Raw genomic sequence first — 16,821 nt, forward strand, 5'->3', positions numbered from 1 at the left:
TGTAAGTAGGCCTTTATTAAAATTATTGGGCGGCGGCCTCCGGCCTCGTAGGCGGCTTTATCTTATACTCGTCGGAGTACCGAAGCGTCGCTGGCGTAATTCTGACCTCTATGCCGTATATGCCAGGCTTCAGGAGGACGTGCACAACAGCCCTCCTCACCCGGTTCTTCGCATCATACCCTATCTTATACAACTTGCCGTACGTAATTTTTTCAAACTTGGCCCTCTCGGTGGAGAGCTTTCCGCTGACCACAATTTCAAAGCCCTTGGCCCCGGCCTCCATGAGCTGTCTAACTGCCACAAACATGACGCGCCTAAATCTAACCCCCCTAGCCATGGCGTTGGCAATTCTATACGCAACGACCTTGGGAAACAGCTCTGGGGCCTCTATCTTGGAGACGTCTATTACGTCGATCTGTGGATTCTCCACGCCTAGCTTATTAGCCAAAATGCTACTAACCTCTTTCACTATGGCGCCTTTCCTCCCTATAATCCTGGAAGGCCTCTCGGCATATATGACAATACGCGTGCCAAGAGGAGTCTTCAAAATCTCGGAGTCTATGTAGCCGTATTTCGCAAGCCTGTACTCCAGGAACTCCTTAATCATCCACTTCTTCTTATTCTCCTCCAAGATCTTCTTGTAGACGGGCAACCTCCTCTGCGCAGTAGACATCGCCACAGACATAGGCACTATTTTTAAAACTTTCTAAGACATACACCCTGGTGATGTAGATTCCTTTAAGGCGACGGGTGACCGATTCACCCCTTGCTGAGCCTCCTCTTAAGCACCGTCTCCACAGCCTCAGGCAACTCCTCCAGCGAGTCTATCTCCGCGTCGGGCCTCGTAGAGGTGAGGTCGACGCCAAGTCTCTCGCCGTATACCCGCGCCGCCCTGTCCCAATCTCCGTAGAAGATAGTCAAGAGGCCGAAGCGTTGCGGGAAATATACGTCAAAGACGGCGTTGTCGCCTACCATTACATCGGCGCCTTGGAAGTATTGAGGGCACGTCTTAGGGCAGCCAAAGCGGTCCGACGTCCTGACGCCATCTATCAGCCCGTCTAAGCCGAGGTGTTTAATAACCACCATTTGATAAACAGCAAGGCCGTTGGTAGCAATTTCGACCCTGTGGCCAGCCTCCCTAAGCCTGCGCAACGCCTCAAATGCCCCCCTATTCACCCTAAACGTGTGGATGTGTTTGTACAAGACCTCCACCAAGTCTGGCACCTCCCGTGCCCCCAGCTCCTCTGCCACAGAGCGAAACAAGCTCTGCCAGTCAAAGGCCTCCACGGCGAAGGCCCTCATAAGTTCTAGATTCCTGCGCCGCGCCCTCTTCCACACCTCCTCAGCCGTGGCCCCCACCTGGCGGGCAATCCTCTCGCATACTTCTAAAAACACGGGCTCCCAAGCGTCGAGCGGGATGAGCGTCCCATCCAAGTCCACTAGGACAGTAGCCATAGAGCCTCCACGACCAGCGCCACTAGTGTGACGCCAAACGCCGCGAGGGTGCCCCTCCTGTACCTCTCCCAAGCCCCCCTCCACGCAGAGGCGGAGAAGTAGAGGAGCAAGACCGAAGTCGCCGCGGCGCCAGTTGCCAAAATGTACAACCGCGAGTCAAGAGCCGCGGCCACCAGCCACAGCCCAATCGCCGCCGACAGCGCGGTCACAGACGCCCCCAGCTTGGCGGCCCTCTCCGGCCCCAGCAGAGAGGCGGCGGTCCTAACCCCGGCCCTCAGGTCGCCCTCAACGTCAATGGCCGTTTTCACAAACTCCCTGCCCAAATTTGCCACAAGCGAAGAGGCAAAGAGGAGCGCCAACACAGGCGAAAAGCCCCCAGCCGCCGCCATCCCATAGATATAAGTCATAGAGGTCAAAAACGCCACGATGAAGTTGCCCAAAAAGGGCACGCGCTTCAGCTTGGCGTTGTAGGCCGTGCCGAGGATTGCCGCAGATAAGTAGATGACAAGCGGCAGAAGGCCCAGCAGAGCCGCGGCCAGCGCGCCTGCAGAAAGCGAGCCGTACGCCACAGCCCTGGCCGCGCCCAAGCCCACCTCACCTGTCACCAGAGGAGCCCCCGGCCTATTGACCCTGTCCTCCTCCAAGTTGGCCAAGTCGTTGTGGGCAAACAACCCCGCCTCAGCTAAAAACGTGGAGACTGCCAACAGCGCAACTGCCTCAAGGCTCCTGCCGCCCGCGACCATGTAAGAGGCTGTGGAGGCTAAGGCGGCTAAAACCCCGTGCTCCCCCCTGATGAGTCTCCACAATCCCAGTAGAGACGCCACGGGGCTGAGCAGAGAAATATTTATAACCAACACTCCCAAGGGCCCCGTGCCCCACTTCCACTACTCTCTGACAGACGAACAAGCGGCAGAGCTGGTGTTTAAGAAGTACGGAGTAAGAATAACCCCAGAGCAGATAGCCAAGGCCTACGCCCCTGAGCAGAGAATGTCATGGAAAAAGAGCGTGGAAGTGGCCAGGTTTATCAAAGGGATGACTCTTAAACAGGCAAAGGCGTGGCTAGAGGACGTGGTAAAGCTAAAGAGACCAATCCCTATAAAGACATTCAAAAAGAAGCAGGCCCACCACGCAACGCCCTGGGAGGGGTGGCCAGTGGCCAAGTGGCCCGTAAAAGTGGCCAAGAGATACCTCCAACTCCTCGAAAACCTAGAAAACAACGCCAAGTTCAAAGGCCTCGACGTAGAGCGCCTAGTCATTATCCACGCCGCCGCCCACAAGGGGATAAAAATCCCCAACATCATGCCGCGTGCCTTCGGTAGAGCAACACCATTCAACGAGGAGACAGTAAACGTGGAGATAGTAGCCGCAGAGCTCCCCAAGGAGGTTGTGCCAAAACGCTACAAGCTAAACCTAGTAAAACGCTAGTCCTTAGGCAGACACCAAAGCCCCCTCTCCCTCTGCACAAACCCCCTCTTCCTCAACATCACACTGTTGAGATTCTTCCCATAAAGCCTGCGAATCTCTGAAAACGTGAGACAGCCATCCGGGCGCCTCTTCGCCTCCCTAATCACCGCGTCCCACCCCCCACCCGCCAGCTCGCCCGCAGGCAAGCTACGGAGAAAATCTCTGACAGCCCTCTCCACAGCGTGGACAACCCTCCTCTCCAAATCCCCCACACTACGCGACACGGCCTGCTCCACCGCCTTAGCAACCCTCTCCTCAAGATTAGCAGAGGCAAAGACCTCCTCCACAATCTCCCTAATCCTGAGCTTACAAGGCTGCTCCAGAAGCTTCACAATCACATCATCGAACGGCGCATCTGGCCGCGGGAGAAGACGCCTGAGACGCTCCACCAGAGACGGGTCCCTAATCTCGATATGCATAGGAGGAGAGTATATAAAACTATATAAAAGTTACCGTGAAAAAAGGGGCTTACTTCTTGGCCTCCTCTACCATTCGCTTAGCCAACGTGTATATCACCGGCGCCAGCAATATGCCCACCGCAATAGCCACGCCCCAGGCAACGTTCTGAACAACGTGCGCGGTCTGCGGAAACTCGGCAAATATAGCCCCAAGACCCACCATCAGAAACACTAAGTACACCAAGAACTTGGCATACGGAGCCACCCCAGCGAACTCTGGGTGATCCTCCACGATGTTACGCACAATAGTGTGCCCAATGAATATCCCAGCGCCAATAATGACGGTGCCAAGAATAAGCGGGTAGACAAGCGGACCAGTAAACAGCATCAAGTCCAGCGCGATAGAGACGATCAACGCCACGAGGCCGATCAGCAACAAGTTCCTCAACATCTCCCCAATCTCCACAAACTGCTGGGGGAACAAGCCAGTAAGCAACTTCCCAATATAGTCAGTAAGAATGGCAACGAGAATTATGCCAACGCTCAGCAGAATAATGCCGCCAATCAGCCTAGGCAAATACCTAGCCACATCTGCGACAATTCTGCCCGCCTCTCCTCCAATCTTAAGATAATCCAATGCAATCACAATACCAATCACAATAACAAAAGCGGTCACCAACATGCCCACCAAATTCGACAAATCTACACCAGCAGCCCTAAACGCCTTACCCACATCAGTCTTGTCAAAAGCCTTCTCAAGCCCCGTCCTTTCCACAAGCCGATTAACCGCCTTCCCCAATATAATCCCCACAACCCACGCAATTACAATTATACCTATAGCAATAAGGGCTTGCACTCCGTAGTAAATAGCGTTTTGCAATAACTGGTTCCAGTCAATTCCGAACTGTAGCAACATAACCTAGTTCTACGTATCGGCTTAATAAACCTTGCACTGTAAAGCGGCCGTATTAACAGTGTTAAAATGGGGACCACGGCGAGTTTTGTAACGCGTGTTAGCTTGTGCGAGCTAACACGCCGATTTAAAAACCGGCGCAATAAGACCACACTCCCAGGGACAAATTGGCAAACCAGATATCCAAAAACTTGCGAAATACAAGAGTCACATATAAGCACGACCATGGAAGTTTCCAATTGTGTATTGAGGAGATTAATTGCTAATACTGGGTATGTACTCATTAAAGATTTTATTACATTTTGGCTGCTTTCTAAACTTGGTTAGGGGTAAGGAAGTGTCTGTTTTTATTCTCTGACCTCTAGCCCAAGCGCCTTTGCTCTGTTTATTATCTTCTTGACTTCTTCCCAGGACTTGGTTTTGTATATGTAGAATTTTCCCACGCGTTCTGCCTCTAGTCCTAGGGCCTCTTTTGCGTATAGGCCTAGTGCCACGACGTAGTAGCCGTCGGGGGTTTTGCGCTTTGAGGTCCAGACCTCTTTGAGGTCTGGCCCCTTCACGGGGCTATTGAAACGCCTTCAGTACCTCCGCGGGATTTGGCTGAAGTTTTTGGTCTATTGGGGCGCCGCCCAGCAGTTTTACCCACTCCTCCTCATAGGTGGGCTTGTCTTCTGTGGCGTAGAAGATGCCTATTGGGATTTTTCCGTAGGGGTCCAGGGTTGGCCACTCAAGTGCCCGTTTGTAGGCCTCGTAGTAGTTGGAGGGGTCGTGGCCCGCCTCCTCTAGCTTGTACACGCGGGCTCTGAACCAGTCGTATGTGTTTATTCTGTTGAAAGTGACGCAGGGGCTTAGGACGTCTACTAGCGCGAAGCCTCTGTGGGTTAGGGCCTTTTTAATCACTGTGGTCAAGTGGGCGATGTCTCCGCTGAATCCTCTTGCCACGAAGGTGGCCCCGGCGGCTAGGGCCAGTGCGAGTGGGTTTACCGGCTCGTCTATTGCGCCGAAGGGCGTCGTCTTAGTCTTCACGCCTCTCAGAGTGGTTGGCGACATTTGGCCAGTGGTGAGTCCGTATACCTGGTTGTTGGACACTATGTACGTCAGCCCCACGTTGCGCCTGGCGGCGTGTATCATGTGGTTTAGCCCAATTCCATAGCCGTCTCCGTCTCCGCCTACCACGACTACCTTGAGCCTTGGATTTGCCAGTTTAACGCCTGTGGCTATGGCCACTGCTCTCCCGTGTATGCCGTGTATGCCGTACGTCTTCATGAAGTGGGGTAGTTGCGAGCTGCAGCCTATGCCTGAGACCACGACTACCTCGTGGTTTGGCACAGAGAGCTCCGCCAGGGCCCTCCTAAGCGCCTCTAATATGCCGTAGTCTCCGCAGCCGGGGCACCAGATGGGCGGCCTATTGACGGCGTAGTCCTGGGGCTTTAGCTGTATCTTCATAGCCACTCGCCCAGCTCGTCTATGCTAAAGGGCTCTCCCCACCACTTTAACACGCGCCTAGTCACTTTGACGCCTTTGCTTGCCAGATACTCGGCGAACTGCCCCCTGTAGTTTAGTTCGACGGCCACCACCTCCTTTGCCTCGTTTAGCCGTTGCGCCCACCCGTCGACGCTCAGCGGGTAGAGGTCTCTGAACAGCGCCAGGCCCACCTTTCTCCCCTTTGCGTAGTCTAGGAGGGGCATGGCGGTGGATCCCCAAGCCAGCGCCACTACGTCCCCCTCTTGTATCATCGGCGGCTCCATCTCTTCCACGATCTTGGTCAGCTTGACCATGCGCTTTTGGTGCATGGCCTTTCTTATGGCAGGCTGGTGGGTGTCTGTAATCACGTCGCCGCGCTCGTCGTGCTCGTCGCTTGTGGCTATGTGCATGCCCCCGGGGGTGCCCGGGAGGGCCCTCGGGGAGACTCCGCTCTCCGCTATCTTGTACCTCTTGTACTCCTCCCACACCAGGGGCCCCTGCAGTAGCTCCCCCCTCTCAATTTTGAACCTGTGGGGGTCGAACTCCACGGTTGCCAGCGACTCTGTGAAGTACAAGTCCACGAGCACGATCACAGGCACTTGGTACTTCTCGGCTATGTTAAAGGCTTTGGCGGTGGCGTAGAGCCCCTCCTCTATCCACCTCGGCGCTATGACCACGTGGGGGTACTCCCCGTGCGAGGGGGAGAGCGCCATGAGCAAGTCAGACTGCTCAGTCTCAGTGGGCACACCAGTGCTGGGCCCGCCCCTCTGCGCGAGAAAGACGACGAGAGGCGTCTCAATCATGGCGGCGAGTCCAAAGGCCTCGTGCATTAGGTCGAAGCCGCCGCCGGAGGTGCCCACCGCGGCTCTGACTCCCGCATAAGCGGCCCCTATGGCCATGTTTATTGCCGCAATTTCGTCCTCGGGCTGTACTACCGCTACGCCGAATTTGGGCCCCCACTCCGCCAGCCAGTGCAAGATGGGGCTGGCCGGGGTCATGGGATACGCGGCGTAGAACTTCATGCCGGACATAACGGCGCCGACGGCAAGCGCCTCGGCCCCGGACATCAACACCCTGGGCTCGCCTACTCTTTTCACCTCGTAGACAGACCCCAGCCTCTTTAGTGCGGCGTCGTAGGCGGCCCTCAATACGGCTATGTTTGCCTCAGCTATCTTCTCCCCCCTCTCGCCGAACTCCCTCCTTATGACGCCCTCGATGGGCGTCAGCTCCATGCCTATGAGGGCCGCCAGTGCTCCAAGCGCCGCTGTGTTTCTCATGATTCTGTCGCCGTGCTTAACCGCGATTTCCGTGAAGGGTATTTCAGATTCCGAGATCACGTGCCTGGCCCCACCTCTGTGCGCCTGTAGCGCCTTGTCGTTTAGGGCGACTAGTACGTCGTAGCTGCGCCACGTGCCGTGGCTATATATCTTCTCGTCGGACACTCTCACTTGGTAAAACATGGTGGGGTTGCCCTTTATGATGGATCCGTACTGCCTGTAGGCGAATACGTGGTACCCCAACTGGGCAAAGCTTTTGGCCAAGAGTCTTCCGACTGTTTCGACGCCCTCTCCTTGTGCCCCACTTATCCGAATCGTCAAATCCACACGTCTGCCTCGTTTTTGAGATTAAAATGTTATGATGTATAATGTTCTATCACGTTGCACTAGGCGAGGCTATTTTGTGCACAGTTCCAGCTCTAATTACCGCCGTATTTCCACTGCCGCCGTCTACGCGCCGTGTTAAAGCTTATAAACTATGCCTAAACCACCACCTGGGGCCCGTAGTCTAGCGGTAGGATGCCCGCCTCACGCGGCTTTGCCTAAGAGCGCGGGTGATCCCGGGAGGGCGGCGCAACGAGCCGACCCGGGAATTCGAATCCCGGCGGGCCCACCACGCACCTCACTCTCGTCTTTGATTGCGACAGGGGTAGAGGCTTGTGACAAAACGGCAGATCTGAGATATTGCCTTCGGCTGGGAATATCGGTGGAACCGCCGCCGTGGGGATTGTAAATTTCTGTAGACAGAGTCTGGCGAGGGTGTGCAATTGGCGGGCTCGGCGATCTCAAAACCGCCTTTGCGCTATCTCGCTTAAGAACTTGGCGAGGTGCGGGGCGGTGGCTTTTAGCTTGATGATGGCTGTTTCAACGTCGTCGGTGGGGCCTACGCCGTATTTCCAAAGCCCGTAGGCGTGAGGCCCCAACAACTCTAACACCGACGCCATGAGTACGCCGTACATCCAATTTAAAAAATCCTCCGTAGCGCCTAGCCCCTGGCGGCCTATGGGGGGCTCTTCTAGCTGTTGATGTTTTCTTCTTGCGTTTAGTACGTTATTAGTCGAGATTTTTAGTTGGCTTTTATCGTTTTAGTTCTTTAAAGCTTTGAATTTGTAAAATGGGTATGAGTGAGCAGAAGGTGTGTATAGAAACGTCTGGTAAAATTCTCCAGTCTCCATGTGGGCCGATTATCCACGGCTTAGAGGATGTTTTAGTAAAGACGACGTCTATTACGGACATCGATGGGGACAGGGGTATCCTGTGGATTAGGGGTTACAGGGTGGAGGAGCTGGCCGCGCATGGTAGCTACGAGGAGGTGGCATATCTGATTCTGCGCGGCAGACTGCCTAATAGGAGGGAGTTGCAGGAGTTCTCTGAGCGGCTGAAGGCGAGCCGGGAGCTGAGCCCAGCCGCTGTGGAGGTGTTGAGGTCTTTGGCCAAGGCGCATCCCATGTTTGCCCTAGAGGCGGCGGTGGCCGCCGAGGGGGCCTTTGATGAAGACAACCTGAAGCTGGCCGAGGCGTTGAGGGCTGGGCGTTATAAAGAGGAGGAGAAGGCGCTTGCTGTAAAAGTGGCTGAGAAGCTTGTGGCTAAGATTCCCACGATGATAGCGTATCACTACAGGTTTTCGCGCGGGCTTGAGCTTGTGAGGCCTAGGCATGACCTTTCTCATGCCGCAAACTTCCTCTACATGATGTTTGGGAGAGAGCCTGACCCGCTGGCTGTCCGCGGCATAGATCTATACCTGATACTGCACTCGGACCACGAGGTTCCAGCAAGCACCTTCACCGCGCTGGTTGTTGCCTCCACGTTGTCGGACATGTACTCGGCAGTTGCCGCGGCTGTGGGGGCCCTGAAGGGGCCTTTGCATGGGGGCGCCAACGAGGCGGCGGTGAAGAGCTATTTACAGATAGGCGACCCCTCTAAGGCAAAGGAGGTGGTTGAGGCGGCCACAAAGCCTGGGGGGCCTAAGCTAATGGGCGTTGGACACCGGGTGTATAAGGCGTATGACCCCCGCGCCAAAATATTCAGGGAGTTTAGCCAGGAGTATGTGAAAAAGTTCGGCGACCCCCAGAAGCTCTACGCCATCGCTGAGGCTATAGAGCGCGAGGTGCTTTCGTCGCCGTACTTCCAGCAGAGGCGGCTTTATCCCAATGTCGACTTCTGGTCGGGGATAGCGTTCTACTACATGGGGGTGCCCTACGAGTATTTCACGCCCATATTCGCGGCCTCGAGGGTCGTGGGTTGGGTTGCCCACATATTGGAGTACTGGGAGAACAACAGAATATTTAGGCCGAGGGCTTGCTACATGGGCCCCCACGACGTGCCCTATGTGCCAATAGACCAGAGAAGCTAAGCTATAATCCCCTCTTTCATCAACAGTTCTACAAGGCGTATGTTTTTCCCTATTATCTCTCTGGCGTGTTCAAGCTCTTCTTTGTAGGACTTTGGGATTCTGGCTACTCTCTGGGCAGAGGCCGTGGCAGCGACGGCGGCAGCCTCTCGCACGTAGACCTCCCACTCGGTCATCTTGGGTATTATGTACTCCTCATTTATCCCCCTCTCCTCTGCGAATTTTGCCACTTCCTCGGCCGCCGCTATTAGCATCTCGTCTGTGATTGTGGTGGCTCTTACGTCTAGGGCTCCTCTGAAGACGGCTGGGAATATGAGGGAGTTGTTGACTTGGTTTGGAAAATCGCTTCTGCCAGTGGCCACAATCCTTGCTCCAGCCTCCTTTGCCTCCCATGGCCATATCTCTGGGACTGGGTTTGCCAAGGCGAAGACTATCGCGTCTTTGTTCATTGAGGCGACCCACTCCTTCTTAATTACTCCAGGGCCCGGCCGCGAGGCGGCTATTACCACGTCGACGCCTTTCATGGCCTCTGGTATGCCGCCCTTCCTCCTCTCGGCGTTTGTCTCAATTGCGTACTTGTACTTCCACGGGTTTTCAATCATCATCTTGTCTATGTCTTCTCTCTCTGGGTGTAGTATGCCCCTGCTGTCTACCATGATGAGGTTGCCCGGCTTTGCGCCATATTTTATCAAAATGTTCGCAGTGTATATATTCGAGGCGCCGGCCCCAATGAGGGCTATGGTGACGTCGCTTATCTTCTTTCCCACGATCTTAAGCGCATTTATTAACGCGGCCAAAGTCGCCGTCGCCGTGCCTTGCTGATCGTCGTGCCACACTGGGATCTTTACCCTCTTCCTAAGCTCTTCTAGGAGGTAGAAACACTTGGGGGATTCTATATCCTCAAGGTTTATGCCCCCCAACGCGGGCTCTAGCGCTTGTGCAACAAAGAGGAACTCTTCTGGGGTCTTAACTCTGATAGGTAGGGGTATTGCGTCAACGCCTCCGAGGTATTTAAATATAAGTGCCTTTCCCTCCATAACTGGGTACGCGGCCTCTGGCCCTATGTTGCCCAGCCCCAGTACCCTGGTGCCGTCGGTTATAACGCCGATGACGTTCCACCGGGAGGTTAGCTCAAATGAGAGGTCGGGCTCTTCGTGTATCCGTCTTGACACCTCTGCGATGCCAGGTGTGTAGTAAATTGCAAAATCGTCCATAGATCTTATAGGGACCTTGGGCATCACGGCGATTTTGCCTCCGTACTTCTTGTGTACTTCGACTGAAAGTCGATACCACTTATCTGCCATGTCTAGAGAAAGAAATTAATATAATTAAGTATTTCGACCCATATGAACACTAATAACAACAAATTGCGTATACATATAACTATATATAGCTCTACTCTTAATAGTGATATGATAATGTTAAAAAGTAAGAAGAGTAGCATTATTAAAAATATACCTAGTCAGAGAAAAAATGTATATTTATCAAAATTGAAAAATACAAAAAAAGTCATAAGAGTAAAAATCGTGAATATATATGGCAGAAGGATAGAAATTGATAAAGAAGTGTACAAATCTGGGTGGTTAGTATTTCCACGGCATAGATACGCCGCGGGGGTTGTACTCTTTGGAAAATTTGGCATAGTATCGGCGCCTAGTCTCCCTTCTACTTCGGCGCTTTTTGTGCCGCTAGATCTGCCGATTATCCACCTCTTAGACGTGGTCGTTGACGACTTCTACTAAGCTTATAAATGGGTTTGTCCGCGGTGTGTGTGATTGAGAGGTTTCCGGAGCGATAGGTGAGCGGGCCGACGATGCTGATTATATAAGTTCCACGTCCTCCAGCGCCCTCTTGGCGGCTTCTCTACTGAGGCCGTCCCCGAGTATAGTATATCTATCTGGTCTGAGGGTGTGGGCGGTGGTCAAGGCCTCTAGGGCTAGATCCACGTCTATATTCGCCTGACGTAGTGACGTAGGGAGGCCTATTATGTCCGCTATCCTCTTGATGCGTCTCCAGTTTATGCCGTGTAGATAGGCCATGATAATTGTGCCAAGGGCCACTAATTCTCCGTGTACAACCTCGTCTTCTTTCTCAACTCTCACCTCTATTGCGTGGGCAAAGAGGTGTTCAGAGCCGCTACAAGGCCTTGACGAGCCGGCTATCCCCATTGCGACTCCGCAGCCGATGAGGGCCTTTACAAGGACTCTGACGTCTTCTTCGCGGATGAAGTTTTTTATCTTCTGGGCGTTTCCTACCGCTATCTTGTAGCTTGTGAGAGACAGGTGTGCCGCATATTCACTGTACTCCTCGCCCTTTAGCCTATGGGCAAGTTGCCAATCTCTAACTGCAATAATTTTTCCCAAGAGGTCGCCTATGCCAGCCTTTAGAAGCCGCGATGGCGCACTTAGTATGATGGATGTGTCTGCTATTATTGCCACGGGGGAGGAGGATATTTTGCCGTATTTCGAGAAGCGCTGTGTAAGAGAGAAGGAGACGTATGGAGAAGCAATTCCGTCGTGGCTGGCGGACGTGGGAATTGCTACAAACGGCTTCTTATGTATGTAGGAGTACACCTTTGCCATGTCCAACGGCCTCCCTCCTCCTATTCCTATTACTAGGTCGAAGCCGGGCTTCTCCAGCTCGACTTGGTCGTAGCTGATTATTTCACAGTTTTGCTTTAACAGCTCTGCCACTCGCTCGGCGTATTTACGCGTGGAGGATTTCCCAGTGATAATGAGTACTCTGCCGGAGGGGGGTATTACCTCTGGCGTCTTCTCTAAGGCGCCGGGTCCAAATATTATGGTCCTAGGTACTTCAAATCGCTCAACCTTTTTCACGGAGTGCGGCTAAAAACTCTTTTTCACTGGTTGTAGTAATGTCTTTGACTGTAATTATATTTTCACTTCTTACAACTTGTTTATTTACAAAGTTTACCTTATTATCTCTTAGAATTTTTATAAGTTCTGTAACTGGATAAACAGTGGCGTGGCGGCCGCTTAAGAGGCCTAGCTGTGCCACATACGCTGGGACTGCCATTGGCGCTATTAAGAGCTTTCTACGTCTGTTGAACTCAACCACTAGTTGGGCAAGTCTCTCCTTGTCTATGTTGAGGTCCCATATTTTTAGCGGCGGCTTTTTCTGAAGGACGTGGTAATATATCTTAAATCCGCCGGCAAGAGCAAACGCATCGTATTCCTCAAACAGCGTAGGTAGTTTATCGCTTGGCAGAGTCATTAAGTCAACTGTGTAATTTACATTGACGTCTCTGGAACCTACTGCAACATCTACCTCATAGCCCCCCTTAACTAAGAAGTTTTTCAATGTGGGGTACTCGTCTCTTTTTGCCGTGTCTATTACGTAGAGCAGTGCCTTGGGCACAGGCCCCTTAATAGATAATTATTTAAGACTTCTGTCCCCTGGCTCTCAGGAACTTCTATGTTTATCCATGGAGATCCTTTTCTAGTCTCTGTGTTGTGCTCAAAATTTCTCCTTGGTAATTTCCAACATTACATTTCAATAATTTGTCACTGTGATATCACTTAATTTTTTACTAATTTCATAAATTTATGTTAGTAATTTTTTCACTTTCTGGCACGGCTATATGGACTCATTCCATGACATTACTTAACTCTTAGATTTTAAAATATTATTAATTGTCATAAATTTTGTCTTAGGCGAATCTGCTTGTGTTACTGCTCTTCCTACTATAATTATGTCTATGGACTTCCCGCTCTTTACCACATACTCTATCTCTTTTTCAGTCAACCCTCCTGCGATGCCTACCCCCACGCCGCCCTCCTTCACCCTGTACGCGAGGTCTAGGAGTTCCTCAAATCTTAGCCCAGCTCTCTTTTGCACGTCTATGCCTAGGTGGAAAACGAAAAGGTCGGGTGTCGCCACTCTGAGTATCTCCTTTGCTCTCTCCACGGGGTTTGCCACGCCTATTAAGTCCACGGCCGTTTTGAGCCCAATTCTCTTGCCCTCTCTTACAAACTCCTCTATTGTCTCCATGTTTGTTGCCCCAAGGACCGTGGCCCAGTCTGCGCCAAACTCCCTGGCTAGACTAGCTTCAAGCGCGCCTACGTCGGCGGTCTTTAAATCGGCTACAACCTCGGCGCGTGGGCAAGCGGCTTTTAATGCGCCAACTACTGGGAGGCCGTACATTTTTATTAGCGGGGTGCCTGCCTCCACTATCTCAAGCCCTACTTCGCACAAGTCTCGGGTTAGGGCAATTGCCTTCCTCAAATCTACGAGGTCTAGCGCAACTTGTAGTTTCACGCGGCTATAAACCAAACACTTTAAAAGTAGTCTCCTACGCTGTTTGTGTCCTGTAGAAAACCAGCCAACTACAGATATGGAGAACACACGGCTGATGTGTTGGTTCAGGCGTTTGGGTGTACGCTTGAGGAGGCGTTTAAGAACGCGGCGGTGGCCTTAGCCGATCTCACGTACTACAGCGAGAGGGTGGAGCCGCGTATGGCTAAAAAGGTCGAGGTTGAGTACGACGACCTAGAGGGCCTACTGTTTAAGTGGATAGACGAGCTGCTCTTCCTCTTTGACGCGGAGAAGTTCGCCTGGGGTAGGAATATTGAAGTTGAGCTAAGACAGGGGGTGGGCTACAGGATTTCTGCCACGTTGCACGGCGAGATGTACGACATCAACAAACACGGATTTACTGGCCTTATCGTAAAGGCCATGACTTTTCACATGATGGAGATTAAGAAGGTGGACGACTATTGGGTTCTTCAATACGTCGTTGATATATGAGACTCGACGAGGTGGGTGAGCGCATAGTTCTCCCGACTCCGGTGCGCACTGTAAAACAAGCTGCGCAAGCGGTGGGGGTCTCCGAGGACAAAATTGTAAAAACGCTCGTAGTTAAATGTGGAGAAGAGTATCGGGCGTACATATTAAGGGGGACTAAGCGCTTGGACTTAGACAAATTGGGGTGTCGCATGGCTACCCCAGGGGAGGTGGCCGAGGTAACCGGGTATAACGTGGGCGGGGTGCCGCCGGTTCTAAGAATTCCAGTGTACATAGATAGAGAGCTCTTGGCCGAGGATTACGTCTACGGAGGGGGAGGCGACGAGTACAGCCTCCTGCGGTTTAGGCCCGCCGAGCTGGTCGAAAGGGGTTTAGCGACGCCAGTGGATATCTAGATTACTTCTATCTCTTCTTTGAGGTGTTCCAGTGGCCTTTTCTTGGCCCCGAAGATCTTCCACAGTAGCTTCATGAATCAACCCGCTGTATGAGTATTAAATGGCCAGGTTTAATTTGTGTATTGGTAATTTTAATCTGGCGGATAGGAATCATGTGGAGGCAGCGGTGGCTACTACATACCGTTGCCCCTTGTGTGGGGGGGCGTTGGAACTTATGGAAGATGGTAGGTACCTCTGGTTTGGGTGTTGGAGGTGTAAGATATATGTGAGAAGGGAGAAGGGGGAATTGGCGAAAAAGTTTGTGGATTATAGACGTAGGAGGTTTATGTGGAGTCAGATGATGGAGGAGCTCTATCGAATCTTCATGTCGCCTGTTGGCTAATCTCCCCCCAGTTTGTACTCTCTGCCGTGTCGAACTATTCTCACCTCTGTTTTAACTGGCACTCTGAGGCCGGCTCTTAGTAGCATTTGGTAAAGCTCGTAGTCGGCTAGCTCCTTTATAACTCCCTGTAGGTGGAGTTCTGCTATTTTTCTGAATAGCGGAAGCACATACGGCTTGTACAGCTCAAGCGCGTTGTTTATAATTTCCTCTGCTCTATCTCCCTTTGTGATCTGTCTTACTATTCTTATGACCTCCTCGTCCGTTAATGTCTTCCGCTGTGGTTGCGCGACTTCCCTGAGCTGGGTCTTTGCCAATTCTAGCGCCTTTTTCCTGAGGATGTTGTCGATCTCGTCCACGGCTGTTAACTGGCTCGGTATTAAATCTTAATCTACGAAGAGCTCTGCCACCACTGTGGGCACGGTGTATCCCAGGGATATCAATATTTGGGGATTCACCTCGGCGACGTAGCCCTCCACGTCCCCCCTCACGGCTGCGGATCTGTTTGGTAGTGCCCACTCCGCCGCGGTGGGGCCTATTTCGCATGTAAGGCCATGGAGTCTGCAGAGGGTTTTTACTACAGAGAGCCCGTCTGTGAGAGTGGCCCCCTCTCTGCTTATTAGAAGCGTCAACGTCCTCCTAGTCCTGCCCTCTCTAACTACGTCCCCTACTTCGAAGAGTTTTACCTCTTTCCGCCTCGTTAGGGCGGCTGTGGCGATAAGCTGTGGGATAATAGAGCATCTAACTGTGTCATAGAGCTCCGATATTGGGTTCAGCACCGTTGCGGGTTTGCAGAATGTTGTAACAACTCCGCTGGTCAAGACGTAGTTGTTCACCTCAGCGAAACCCATAGCCAGGAGCGTCTTCCTAAGCTCCTCGGTGAAGATCTCTGTCTTGTGGCGCCTGCCAGCCGTGAAAATAGGCGGCGTTTCTAGTGGTAAATTGTTATACCCAAGCACTATTGCCACCTCTTCTGCGACGTCTACCCACGACAACATGTTGATTCTATAGGGCGGCGCCACGGCCTCGCCCGCCTCGTAGCCTAGCCTGGCCTTTCCTAGGTATCTCTCAAACTCCTCTTGTCTCATGCGCATGCCTAAGAGGTTTTCCACGTCCTCCTTGCTTACCTTTATCCTCGTGTATCTGTGTACATATGTATTGCCCCCCTCGACTATTTCCACTTCCTTGCTTCTGCCCCTCTCTATGAGTGCATAGATTAAGACGGACATGGCGTTTGATACAGCCTGTAGATCTGTTCCTGTGACATCTATTAGGACAGCCCTGGTCTTCTCAGTTATTTTACAACACTCGGAGCCTAGCACTGGCACAACCACCATTATTTGCCCCGCGGCGTCTACCAGTGCCGGGGGGTTTTCCCGGTTTATGAGCTGGGAGTACTTCCTCCCCTGTTCCGTCTTCTCATACATCTCTCTAATGGGTATGGGGGATGTGAAGCCGAGAGGCGTATACTCGTCGTCTCGTGATACGCGCGTATAGCGTATAGGCGGTTTTATCTTAGAAACGTCGTAGAACCCTATCGCTATTTTCCGCCTCCCTCTCCCATATGTCTCGTGTAACTTCTCCTGTAGCTGTATTAACTGTCTAATGGCCTCGTCGTCTAAGGCGACGTCTCTGACCACAGCCATAGATATGTACGGCCTCTCCTCTATGTAGTCAGCCACGAGTTTAACAGAGGAGGTAGTGAGGCTTACGACGGGGAGACCTGTCTCGACGCCTGCCACGCCTTTCAAAGTTCTTGCGAGTCCCTCGGCGGAGAAGTGGTCTGGCCTATCGTGTGTAACCTCCAGTCTTACTCTCTCCCCCACATCTTCCTCTATTTCACATTTTACATATTCCAACAGTTTTACAATTTCTTCAAAACGAAGGCCTACCAGACGCTCTAAGTCGAATTTCGCTACATCAATTACGGGCACGGAATGTGGGAAAATGTAAGTATAAAAA

At 52.4% G+C, this 16,821-nt stretch carries 21 protein-coding genes and 1 tRNA gene; 7 read left to right on the top strand and 15 right to left on the bottom strand.

Annotated elements, in window-relative coordinates; genetic code table 11:
• Window positions 1-22: 22 nt before the first annotated feature.
• The 3 genes from PCAL_RS02980 to PCAL_RS02990 form a co-directional block, all read right to left on the bottom strand.
• Window positions 23-673 (bottom strand): 30S ribosomal protein S3, encoded by a 651-nt coding sequence (locus tag PCAL_RS02980; RefSeq protein ID WP_193322979.1) that lies wholly within the window; start codon window positions 671-673, stop codon window positions 23-25.
• A gap of 86 nt (window positions 674-759) precedes the next feature.
• On the bottom strand, window positions 760-1,455 hold the full coding sequence (locus PCAL_RS02985; RefSeq protein ID WP_011849239.1) for an HAD family hydrolase: 696 nt from the start codon (window positions 1,453-1,455) through the stop codon (window positions 760-762).
• The gene (locus PCAL_RS02990; RefSeq protein WP_193322980.1) at window positions 1,440-2,267 is read right to left on the bottom strand and encodes a geranylgeranylglycerol-phosphate geranylgeranyltransferase; all 828 of its coding nucleotides are present in this window, start codon (window positions 2,265-2,267) and stop codon (window positions 1,440-1,442) included. Before PCAL_RS02990 ends, PCAL_RS02985 begins: the two co-directional genes overlap by 16 nt.
• A 58-nt stretch (window positions 2,268-2,325) precedes the next feature.
• Here PCAL_RS02990 and PCAL_RS02995 point away from each other — a divergent pair, with 58 nt between their 5' ends.
• Entirely contained in the window at window positions 2,326-2,880 is a 555-nt protein-coding gene (locus PCAL_RS02995) for a 50S ribosomal protein L22 (RefSeq protein WP_193322855.1), read from the top strand.
• Here PCAL_RS02995 and PCAL_RS03000 read toward each other — a convergent pair.
• The 5 genes from PCAL_RS03000 to PCAL_RS03020 all read right to left on the bottom strand — a co-directional run bounded on the left by PCAL_RS03000 (window position 2,877) and on the right by PCAL_RS03020 (window position 7,298).
• Window positions 2,877-3,338, bottom strand: coding sequence for a hypothetical protein (locus tag PCAL_RS03000; RefSeq protein ID WP_011849242.1), 462 nt, complete (start codon window positions 3,336-3,338; stop codon window positions 2,877-2,879). The genes PCAL_RS02995 and PCAL_RS03000 overlap by 4 nt on opposite strands.
• Before the next feature lie 49 nt (window positions 3,339-3,387).
• Window positions 3,388-4,233 (bottom strand): mechanosensitive ion channel family protein, encoded by an 846-nt coding sequence (locus tag PCAL_RS03005; protein ID WP_011849243.1) that lies wholly within the window; start codon window positions 4,231-4,233, stop codon window positions 3,388-3,390.
• A 344-nt stretch (window positions 4,234-4,577) separates the two neighbouring features.
• Window positions 4,578-4,790: a hypothetical protein gene (locus PCAL_RS03010; protein WP_011849244.1), complete on the bottom strand. Its 213-nt coding sequence runs from the start codon at window positions 4,788-4,790 to the stop codon at window positions 4,578-4,580.
• Window positions 4,791-4,794: 4 nt separating this feature from the next.
• Window positions 4,795-5,676: a thiamine pyrophosphate-dependent enzyme gene (locus tag PCAL_RS03015; RefSeq protein ID WP_011849245.1), complete on the bottom strand. Its 882-nt coding sequence runs from the start codon at window positions 5,674-5,676 to the stop codon at window positions 4,795-4,797.
• Window positions 5,673-7,298 carry a 2-oxoacid:acceptor oxidoreductase subunit alpha gene (locus tag PCAL_RS03020; RefSeq protein WP_011849246.1) on the bottom strand — a complete coding sequence of 542 codons (1,626 nt, stop codon included), beginning with the start codon at window positions 7,296-7,298 and terminating at the stop codon, window positions 5,673-5,675. The genes PCAL_RS03015 and PCAL_RS03020 overlap by 4 nt, the downstream gene beginning before the upstream one ends.
• Before the next feature lie 170 nt (window positions 7,299-7,468).
• Between PCAL_RS03020 and PCAL_RS03025 the strand changes: the two genes are divergently transcribed.
• Window positions 7,469-7,587 (top strand) — tRNA-Val (locus PCAL_RS03025).
• 169 nt (window positions 7,588-7,756) lie between these two features.
• Here the strand turns inward: PCAL_RS03025 and PCAL_RS03030 are convergent.
• Complete coding sequence (locus PCAL_RS03030) at window positions 7,757-7,915, bottom strand: hypothetical protein (protein WP_193323059.1); 159 nt, start codon at window positions 7,913-7,915, stop codon at window positions 7,757-7,759.
• Window positions 7,916-8,091: 176 nt separating this feature from the next.
• On the opposite strand from PCAL_RS03030, the gene PCAL_RS03035 reads away from it, so the two are divergent.
• Window positions 8,092-9,324, top strand: coding sequence for a citrate synthase/methylcitrate synthase (locus tag PCAL_RS03035; protein ID WP_193322856.1), 1,233 nt, complete (start codon window positions 8,092-8,094; stop codon window positions 9,322-9,324).
• Here the strand turns inward: PCAL_RS03035 and PCAL_RS03040 are convergent.
• On the bottom strand, window positions 9,321-10,625 hold the full coding sequence (locus PCAL_RS03040) for an NAD(P)-dependent malic enzyme (protein WP_011849249.1): 1,305 nt from the start codon (window positions 10,623-10,625) through the stop codon (window positions 9,321-9,323). The two genes, PCAL_RS03035 and PCAL_RS03040, sit on opposite strands and share 4 nt — an antisense overlap.
• Before the next feature lie 222 nt (window positions 10,626-10,847).
• Between PCAL_RS03040 and PCAL_RS03045 the strand changes: the two genes are divergently transcribed.
• On the top strand, window positions 10,848-11,063 hold the full coding sequence (locus PCAL_RS03045) for a hypothetical protein (protein WP_193322857.1): 216 nt from the start codon (window positions 10,848-10,850) through the stop codon (window positions 11,061-11,063).
• Between the two features lie 78 nt (window positions 11,064-11,141).
• Here PCAL_RS03045 and PCAL_RS03050 read toward each other — a convergent pair whose 3' ends face one another.
• The 3 genes from PCAL_RS03050 to PCAL_RS03060 form a co-directional block, all read right to left on the bottom strand.
• Window positions 11,142-12,158 (bottom strand): iron-containing alcohol dehydrogenase, encoded by a 1,017-nt coding sequence (locus PCAL_RS03050; protein ID WP_011849251.1) that lies wholly within the window; start codon window positions 12,156-12,158, stop codon window positions 11,142-11,144.
• The gene (locus tag PCAL_RS03055) at window positions 12,145-12,699 is read right to left on the bottom strand and encodes a DJ-1/PfpI family protein (protein ID WP_011849252.1); all 555 of its coding nucleotides are present in this window, start codon (window positions 12,697-12,699) and stop codon (window positions 12,145-12,147) included. The genes PCAL_RS03050 and PCAL_RS03055 overlap by 14 nt, the downstream gene beginning before the upstream one ends.
• Window positions 12,700-12,945: 246 nt before the next feature.
• Window positions 12,946-13,599, bottom strand: coding sequence for an orotidine 5'-phosphate decarboxylase / HUMPS family protein (locus tag PCAL_RS03060; RefSeq protein WP_011849253.1), 654 nt, complete (start codon window positions 13,597-13,599; stop codon window positions 12,946-12,948).
• 45 nt (window positions 13,600-13,644) lie between these two features.
• Here PCAL_RS03060 and PCAL_RS03065 point away from each other — a divergent pair, with 45 nt between their 5' ends.
• From PCAL_RS03065 to PCAL_RS03075, 3 genes are all read left to right on the top strand, one after another.
• Entirely contained in the window at window positions 13,645-14,088 is a 444-nt protein-coding gene (locus PCAL_RS03065; RefSeq protein WP_011849254.1) for an archease, read from the top strand.
• Entirely contained in the window at window positions 14,085-14,480 is a 396-nt protein-coding gene (locus PCAL_RS03070) for an aminoacyl-tRNA deacylase (RefSeq protein WP_011849255.1), read from the top strand. Before PCAL_RS03065 ends, PCAL_RS03070 begins: the two co-directional genes overlap by 4 nt.
• A 154-nt stretch (window positions 14,481-14,634) precedes the next feature.
• The gene (locus PCAL_RS03075; RefSeq protein WP_193322858.1) at window positions 14,635-14,862 is read left to right on the top strand and encodes a hypothetical protein; all 228 of its coding nucleotides are present in this window, start codon (window positions 14,635-14,637) and stop codon (window positions 14,860-14,862) included.
• On the opposite strand, the gene PCAL_RS03080 is transcribed toward PCAL_RS03075, so the two are convergent.
• Entirely contained in the window at window positions 14,859-15,218 is a 360-nt protein-coding gene (locus tag PCAL_RS03080) for a hypothetical protein (protein ID WP_011849257.1), read from the bottom strand. The genes PCAL_RS03075 and PCAL_RS03080 overlap by 4 nt on opposite strands.
• 27 nt (window positions 15,219-15,245) lie before the next feature.
• A complete protein-coding gene (gene pheT, locus PCAL_RS03085) occupies window positions 15,246-16,793 on the bottom strand; it encodes a phenylalanine--tRNA ligase subunit beta (protein WP_011849258.1) in 1,548 nt (515 codons plus the stop codon).
• Window positions 16,794-16,821: the final 28 nt, after the last annotated feature.

The organism is Pyrobaculum calidifontis JCM 11548 (assembly GCF_000015805.1).
GTDB lineage: Archaea > Thermoproteota > Thermoprotei > Thermoproteales > Thermoproteaceae > Pyrobaculum > Pyrobaculum calidifontis.